At 62.3% G+C, this 7,567-nt stretch carries 5 protein-coding genes and 1 pseudogene; 3 read left to right on the top strand and 3 right to left on the bottom strand.

The features are described 5' to 3' along the window. The coding region (locus L9Z73_RS21325; RefSeq protein ID WP_247405115.1) for a LysR substrate-binding domain-containing protein at positions 1-500 on the top strand (500 nt) is incomplete at its 5' end. Here the strand turns inward: L9Z73_RS21325 and L9Z73_RS21320 are convergent. The 3 genes from L9Z73_RS21320 to L9Z73_RS21310 all read right to left on the bottom strand — a co-directional run bounded on the left by L9Z73_RS21320 (position 430) and on the right by L9Z73_RS21310 (position 4,734). Next, entirely contained in the window at positions 430-627 is a 198-nt protein-coding gene (locus tag L9Z73_RS21320; protein ID WP_079444958.1) for a PA3496 family putative envelope integrity protein, read from the bottom strand. The two genes, L9Z73_RS21325 and L9Z73_RS21320, sit on opposite strands and share 71 nt — an antisense overlap. A gap of 204 nt (positions 628-831) precedes the next feature. Next, the gene (gene hexR / locus L9Z73_RS21315; RefSeq protein ID WP_003213447.1) at positions 832-1,698 is read right to left on the bottom strand and encodes a transcriptional regulator HexR; all 867 of its coding nucleotides are present in this window, start codon (positions 1,696-1,698) and stop codon (positions 832-834) included. Positions 1,699-1,860: 162 nt separating this feature from the next. Then, positions 1,861-4,734 carry a GGDEF domain-containing phosphodiesterase gene (locus L9Z73_RS21310; protein ID WP_247405112.1) on the bottom strand — a complete coding sequence of 958 codons (2,874 nt, stop codon included), beginning with the start codon at positions 4,732-4,734 and terminating at the stop codon, positions 1,861-1,863. A gap of 279 nt (positions 4,735-5,013) precedes the next feature. On the opposite strand from L9Z73_RS21310, the gene uvrD reads away from it, so the two are divergent. Both uvrD and L9Z73_RS21300 read left to right on the top strand, forming a co-directional pair. Continuing rightward, entirely contained in the window at positions 5,014-7,197 is a 2,184-nt protein-coding gene (uvrD, locus tag L9Z73_RS21305; protein ID WP_247405109.1) for a DNA helicase II, read from the top strand. Between the two features lie 189 nt (positions 7,198-7,386). Continuing rightward, positions 7,387-7,567: pseudogene (locus tag L9Z73_RS21300) on the top strand (hypothetical protein); the annotation flags it as partial.

The following is a 7,567-nucleotide window of genomic DNA, read 5'->3' as shown; positions in this document are numbered from 1 at the left end:
TGGGCCTCGAATTCCTGCCGTTCCTCAACAATCCGATTGTCGCCGTGGCGCCGCCCGACCACCCCTTGAGCCTGCAAGGACCGCTGCGCCTGAAAGACCTGGAGCCTTACACGCTGCTGCTGCGCGAACCGGGCTCCGGCACGCGGCTGGCGTGCGAGGAATACTTCAAGGAAAAACGCGTGCACTTCACCCAGACGGTGGAAGTTGCCTCCGCCGAAGCGCAGCGTGAGTGCGTGGTGGCAGGGCTAGGCGTGGCCTTGTTGACGCGCCACGCCCTGAACCTGGAACTGGCCACCGGCGGGCTCAAGGAGCTGCCGGTGGAAGAGCTGCCGCTGTACCGCAGTTGGTGCCTGGTGCAGGCCAAGGCCAAGCGCCTGTCACCGGTGGCCCATGCGTTCCTGGGCTTTATCCGCAGCGAGCGGGTGCAGATCAGCGTGCTGGCTGAGCGCTTCGCTGGGCAGCCGCGGGTGCCTGCCAGTGCAGTTCCGGGTAGTCCGTGATGCTTTGCAGCAATTGGCGTTGATCACAGCGGTCTTCGATTGCGCGACGGAACGCCATGCGGCGCTGGTCTTCCTGCTGACGACGGGTCTTGACGGAGCTGTTGCTATCTTCGTAGGGCCGGGCCATTTGGAGTCTCCCAATGCGAGTGCGGGGAGTTCAGGATGGGCGTGGGGGATGACGGTTTGGCGGCGCGGGGATGACAGGACGATGAATCTTCTGGACAGGCAAGAAATGCAAATGTGGGAGGGAGCTTGCTCCCGATGGCGGTGGTTCAGTCAAAGCATTCAGTGACTGACACGCCCCTCCCACATTTGGATCGCTGTATGGCGCTTAGTCGTCGAGGGCTTTTACGGACTTGGGCGAGAGACGCAAGCTGCGCAAGCTGCGCTTCACGCTCTTGAGGTGGTTGACCAGGCTCGGCCCGCGCGCCATGGCCACGCCCATCGCCAGCACGTCGATCACCACCAGGTGGGCGATGCGCGAGGTCAACGGCGTATAGATTTCGGTGTCTTCGTGCACATCGATCGCCAGGTTGACCGTGGACAGCTCCGCCAACGGCGTCTGGCTCGGGCACAGGGTGATCAGCGTGGCGCCGCTTTCACGCACCAGGTTGGCGGTGATCAGCAAGTCTTTGGAGCGGCCGGACTGGGAGATACAGATGGCTACGTCGCTCGGCTTCAACGTCACGGCCGACATCGCCTGCATGTGTGGGTCGCTGTAGGCCGCCGCCGTCAGCAGCAGTCGGAAGAACTTGTGCTGGGCATCGGCTGCAACCGCACCCGACGCACCAAACCCGTAGAACTCGACACGCTGGGCCTGGGACATCGCCGTCACGGCCTTTTGCAGCTCCACCGGGTCGAGCTTCTCGCGCACTTCCATCAGGGTGTGCAGCGTGGTGTCGAAGATCTTGAGGCTGTAGTCAGCGACGGAGTCGTCTTCGTGAATCGCAAACTGACCGAAGCTCGCGCCGGCGGCCAGGCTTTGGGCCAGTTTGAGTTTCAGGTCCTGGAAGCCGGAACAACCGATAGCGCGGCAGAAGCGCACGATGGTCGGCTCACTGATGCCCACGCTGTGGGCCAGGTCAGCCATGGAACTGTGCATTACGGCCGCAGGGTCAAGCAGCACGTGGTCGGCAACCTTGAGTTCCGATTTGCGTAACAGGTGGCGCGACTGGGCGATATGTTGCAACAGGTTCAAAGGAAAGGACTCTTGTTGTTGGCCAATGCCAGGGATGTAGCAAGTTTGTAGTTATACTACAAGAATTGCCGTTTTGCCCGTCCGATGCATCACTAAATCGCCCTGCTGCCCTTTGAATCTAAGGGCAGCCAAGTTGTAGCCACAAAGGCTGAAGGCACGCCCCTAGGAAAAATCTGCATTTTTCCGTAACAACTCTGCCAGCCCTTGAGCCTCCATCGGCCGACTGATCAAGTAGCCCTGCACCTCGTCGCAATGCTCCCCACGCAGGAAATCCAACTGCTGCTGATCTTCCACCCCTTCAGCCACCACCTTGAGCGCCAAACCGTGGGCCATGGCGATGATCGCGCGGGTAATGGCCGCGTCTTCCCGCCCCTGGCCGAGGCCGCGGATAAAGGTCTGGTCGATCTTCACGTAGTCCACGGGGATGCGCTTGAGGTAACTGAGAGACGAGTAGCCGGTACCGAAATCGTCGATGGCCAACTTCACCCCCAGGTCGCGCAGTTGCTGGAAGGTGGCGATGATGTGCTCGACACTGTCGAGCAACTGGCTTTCGGTCAGCTCAAGCTCAAGGTATTGCGGGTCCAGGCCGGTTTCTTCCAGCACCTGGCGGACCAGGCTGACCAGCTTGCCTTGACGCAGTTGATGCACCGACAGGTTCACCGACACGCGTATCGGCGCCAGCCCCTGACGCTGCCACTCACAGGCCTGCCAGCAGGCCTGGCGCAGGACGAACTCGCCCAACGGCACGATCAGCCCGGTTTCTTCGGCCAGGCCGATGAAGTCGCCTGGCGGCACCATGCCCCACTGCGGATGCTCCCAACGAATCAACGCCTCGGCGGCGTTCAGCTTGCCGGTGGCCAAACACAATTTCGGTTGGTAGAACACCGACAACTGATGCTCGTCGAGGGCCTTGCGCAGTTGGTTTTCCAGCTGCAAACGCTCCAGGGTGCTGGCTTGCAGGCTGTCGGTGTAGAACTGGAAATTATTCCCGCCCAGGTGTTTGGCGTGTTGCATGGCCATGTTCGCCTGGCTGACCAACGCCGAAATTTCCCGCGCATTATCCGGGAGCAGGCTGACGCCCATCGAGGCGCTGACCACCAATTCATGCCCGTCCACCGCCACCGGCACGCGCAACTTGGCCAGCAGGCGCGTGGCCACGCGCGCCAGGCTTGAGAGGTTGCCGTAGGCATCGAAGAGCACGGCGAACTCATCCCCGGACAAACGCGCAATGGTGTCGGCTTCGGGCAAGGCGTTGATCAGTCGACGCGCCATTTTTTGCAACAATTGGTCGGCGACGTCATGACCCAGGCTGTCGTTGAGCAACTTGAAACGGTCGAGGTTGATATGCAGCAACGCCAGGCTGCGCCCACCTTGCCGCACCCGCTGGTGCGCTTCGCGCAGCCGTTCACGAAACAGCGAGCGGTTGGCCAGGCCGGTCAACTCGTCATAGTGCGTGAGGTAGCGCATGCGCTCCTCGGACTCACGCCGCGCCGATAAATCGGCGAAGAAGCCCACGATATGGCTGACGTTTCCTCGAATATCGCGCACCACGTTCAGTTGCAGCCACTGCGGGTACAGCTCGCCGTTCTTGCGGGTCTCCACCAGTTCGCCCTGCCAGGTGCCGTGACTGAGCAGCGCCTGGCGGATGACCGGGAAGTGCCGCCGGGCATCGCGGCTGCACGGCAGTTCCACCACATTGCGTCCGAGCATGTCGTCGATATCAAAGCCGGTGACCCGACTGAAGGCCTGGTTGACGGCGAGCAGCGCGTAGTCCGGGTCCAAGATCACAATGCCTTCACTGGCCGCTTCGAAGACGGTCGAGGCCAGGCGTTGCTGTTCTTCCAAGACTTTGCTCGCGCTGATGTCGCGGCGCGTGCCGAGCATGCGGGTCACGCGACCGCTGGGCGCACGCTCCACGGCGCGGCCACGGTCTTCGATCCACACCCAGTGGCCATCGCCATGGCGCACCCGGTATTCCACCAGATAATCCTCGCTGCGGCCCTTGAGATGCTCCACCAGGGCACGCCTGAGCAGCGGCAAGTCGTCGGGGTGCAGGCGCGGCTTGAGGTGGCTGAGCATCGCCGTGACGTACTCGGGCTCCAGGCCGAACAGCTCCTTGAGCTGGGTGTGGTGGACTTCGTCGGTTTGCAGGTTCCAATCCCACAGGCCCAATTCGCTGGCTTGCAGCGCCATCGCCAGGCGCGCTTCGCTTTTATTCAGGGCCAGGCTGGCGGCGTCCAGCTCCTGGCTGCGTTGCGCCACGCGGTCCTGCAGGCCGATTTGCGCTTCACGCAGCTCCTGCTCAACCTGGCGGCGCTGCTCGACTTCGCGCACCAGCTCCTGATTCAACTGTTCACTGCGCTGCTGCGCCTGTTGCAAATGCTCGATCAGCGCCTGGTTTTGAAAGCGCCGCAACAGCCCGTGCTGGATCAGGCGATTGACCTGCCACGCCACCACACTCAAAGACCCCAGCAGGATCAGGCCGAGCACCCCCCACCCCTGTTGTTGCTCGGCGCCGTTCCAGAAGAGATAGACGATGGCCGGCACCAGGCACGGCAGCGCGAATGACAGGAACGCCGACAGGCTCACCGCATAGGCGACGCTGGCGGACAACGTCGCCGCGCCGATCAGGCCGAACACCCAAGCCTGCTGCATAAAGCTGTCCGCTGGCACCAGGGCAATGGCGGCGGTGGCCAGGGTCAGGCCGCTGACCGCTGAGCCGAGCATGAACATGCGCCGCCAGATCGGTTGGGCCTGGCGGCTGGGCATCGCCGAGTCAAAGGCGGCCACCTGGATCACGCGCAACGCCACCAGCGCCAGCAGCCAGACCAGCCAGATGCTGTCGAGCAGGTAGTGTTTGGGGTTCCAGATCAACCAGGCGCAGACCAGGCCGTTGACCAGCATCAACAAGGTCGGCAGCAGCGAACCCTGGTAGAGCAGGCGCGTGCGTTCGACCGCCATCTCGGTAGCGTAGTGTTTTCGGATAACCTGCGCGGGCGCCGCCGTGGGGCCAAACAGGTCGGTGCTAAGGGTCATAGGCGGTGTTCTTATAATGGTGAGCCCGAAACGTCGACGGAGCATACACAAGCAAGCGCCTGGGCCAAACTGCTGCGCGTCATAAAAACCACCGGGGCGTGCCACGCAAACCTCGGGGCCAGACAGCTTGAGCGAGACGCTGCGCGGCCTGCGGCCCATGACCGACCGGTCATCAGCGCCGCCAGAATGCCCACCCGTCCAGGATTGCCATGGATGTTTTCCGTCGACCACCCGGCATTGGGATTTGCCCCACTCCCCCGCGGGCCATAGAATGCGCCGATGCGCGATGATCTCTCCCTTTTGCTGAACTCCCTCAACGATGCCCAACGCCAGGCCGTAGCGGCCCCCGTTGGCCGTCAGTTGGTCCTGGCCGGTGCTGGCTCCGGTAAAACCCGTGTGCTGGTGCACCGTATCGCCTGGTTGATCCAGGTCGAGAACGCGTCCCCGCATTCCATATTGTCGGTGACCTTCACCAATAAGGCCGCTGCCGAGATGCGCCACCGCATCGAGCAGTTGATGGGCATCAGCCCGGCCGGCATGTGGGTGGGCACCTTCCACGGCCTGGCGCACCGCCTGTTGCGGGCGCATTGGCAGGAAGCGGGCCTCGCCCAGACCTTCCAGATCCTCGACAGCGATGACCAGCAACGCCTGGTCAAGCGCGTGATCCGCGAGCTGGGCCTCGACGAACAGCGTTGGCCGGCGCGCCAGGCCCAGTGGTTTATCAACGGCCAGAAAGACGAAGGCCTGCGCCCGCAACATATCCAGGCCAGCGGCGATTTGTTCCTGGCCACCATGCGCAGCATTTATGAAGCCTACGAGGCCGCCTGCGCGCGCGCCGGCGTGATCGACTTCTCTGAGTTGCTGCTGCGCGCCCTCGACCTGTGGCGCGATAACCCCGGCCTGCTGGCCCATTACCAGAAACGCTTCCGGCATATCTTGGTGGACGAGTTCCAGGACACCAACGCCGTGCAGTACGCCTGGTTGCGCCTGTTAGCCAAGGGCGGCGACAGCCTGATGGTGGTGGGCGACGACGACCAGTCGATCTACGGCTGGCGCGGCGCGAAAATCGAGAACATCTACCAGTATTCCGAAGACTTCCCGGACGCGGTCACCATCCGCCTGGAGCAGAACTACCGCTCCACCGCCGGTATCCTCAAGGCCGCCAACGCCTTGATCGCCAATAACACCGGGCGCCTGGGCAAAGAGCTGTGGACCGACGGCGGCGAAGGCGAAGCGATCAACCTGTACGCGGCGTTCAACGAGCACGACGAAGCGCGCTACGTGGTGGAAACCATCGAAAGCGCATTGAAAACCGGCCTGGCGCGCAGCGACATCGCGATTCTGTACCGTTCCAACGCCCAATCGCGGGTGCTGGAAGAAGCCTTGCTGCGCGAGCGCATCCCGTACCGCATTTACGGCGGCCAGCGCTTCTTCGAGCGCGCCGAAATCAAGAACGCCATGGCCTACCTGCGTTTGCTGGAAGGCCGTGGCAACGATGCGGCGCTGGAGCGGGTGATCAATATCCCGGCCCGTGGCATCGGCGAAAAAACCGTTGAAGCGATTCGCGACCATGCCCGCCATGCCGATGTGTCGATGTGGGAAGCCATGCGCTTGCTGATCGCCAACAAAGGCCTGACAGGCCGTGCCGCCGGGGCGTTGGGGGTGTTTGTCGAGCTGATCGAAAACCTGACGGCCAAGTGCGCAGAAATGCCCCTGCATTTGATGACCCAGACCGTGATCGAGCAGTCCGGGCTGATTGCCTATCACGAAGCGGAAAAAGGCGAGAAAGGCCAGGCCCGGGTCGAAAACCTTGAGGAACTGGTCAGCGCCGCCCGCGCATTTGAAAACACCGAGGCCGATGAAGAGCTGACCCCGCTCGCCGCGTTCCTCGGCCATGCGTCGCTGGAAGCCGGCGATACCCAGGCCGATGAGCATGAAGACAGCATCCAACTGATGACCTTGCACAGCGCCAAGGGCCTGGAGTTTCCTTACGTGTTCCTGGTGGGCATGGAAGAAGGCCTGTTCCCCCACAAGATGAGCCTGGAAGAGCCCGGCCGCCTTGAGGAAGAACGCCGCCTGGCCTACGTGGGCATTACCCGGGCGATGCAGAACCTGGTGATGACCTACGCCGAGACCCGCCGCCTGTACGGGAGTGAGACCTACAACAAGGTGTCGCGCTTCGTGCGTGAAGTGCCGAAGGGTCTGATCCAGGAAGTGCGCCTGTCCAACAGCGTCAGCCGCCCGTTCGGCGGCGGCCAGCAGCAAAACTCCAGCAGCATGTTTGCAGGTTCCGAGATCCCGGAAACCCCGTTCAGCCTTGGCCAGTTGGTCAAACACGCGATCTTCGGTGAAGGGGTGATCCTCAACTTCGAAGGCGCCGGCGCCCAGGCACGGGTGCAGGTAAACTTTGCCGAGGGCAGCAAGTGGCTGATGATGGGTTACGCGAAACTCGAAGCCGTCTGAAACACTTTTAAACATGAAGGTTGTTGGCCCGCCCTTGTTTTTAAGGCGTGCGGGCCAATATGTGTAATAAGTCCTACAGATCATTCTGGATCGGTCTTACGCAAAAGCCCGAAACATTATGTCGCTAGCCACTGTCACCACACCTGTGCAACATGGCGCGCGTGCAATCCACAAATGGGAATTCCCTTTATGAAACGTTTTCTTAGCATCGCCATGGCGTTGTGCATTGGCCTGACGATGAGCCTCGACGCCAACGCCAAGCGCTTCGGTGGCGGCAAAAGCATGGGCTCGGCACCGACTCACCAGACCAGCCAAATGGCCCCATCCGCCGGTGTCGGCGGTGCTGCCGCCACTGCAGGCGCGGCCGGTG

The sequence above is a fragment of the Pseudomonas emilianonis genome (assembly GCF_023072625.1).
GTDB classification, from domain to species: Bacteria; Pseudomonadota; Gammaproteobacteria; order Pseudomonadales; family Pseudomonadaceae; genus Aquipseudomonas; species Aquipseudomonas paraveronii.
Note: the sequence above shows the minus strand (reverse complement) of the source record. Positions and strands in the feature narration are given on the sequence as shown.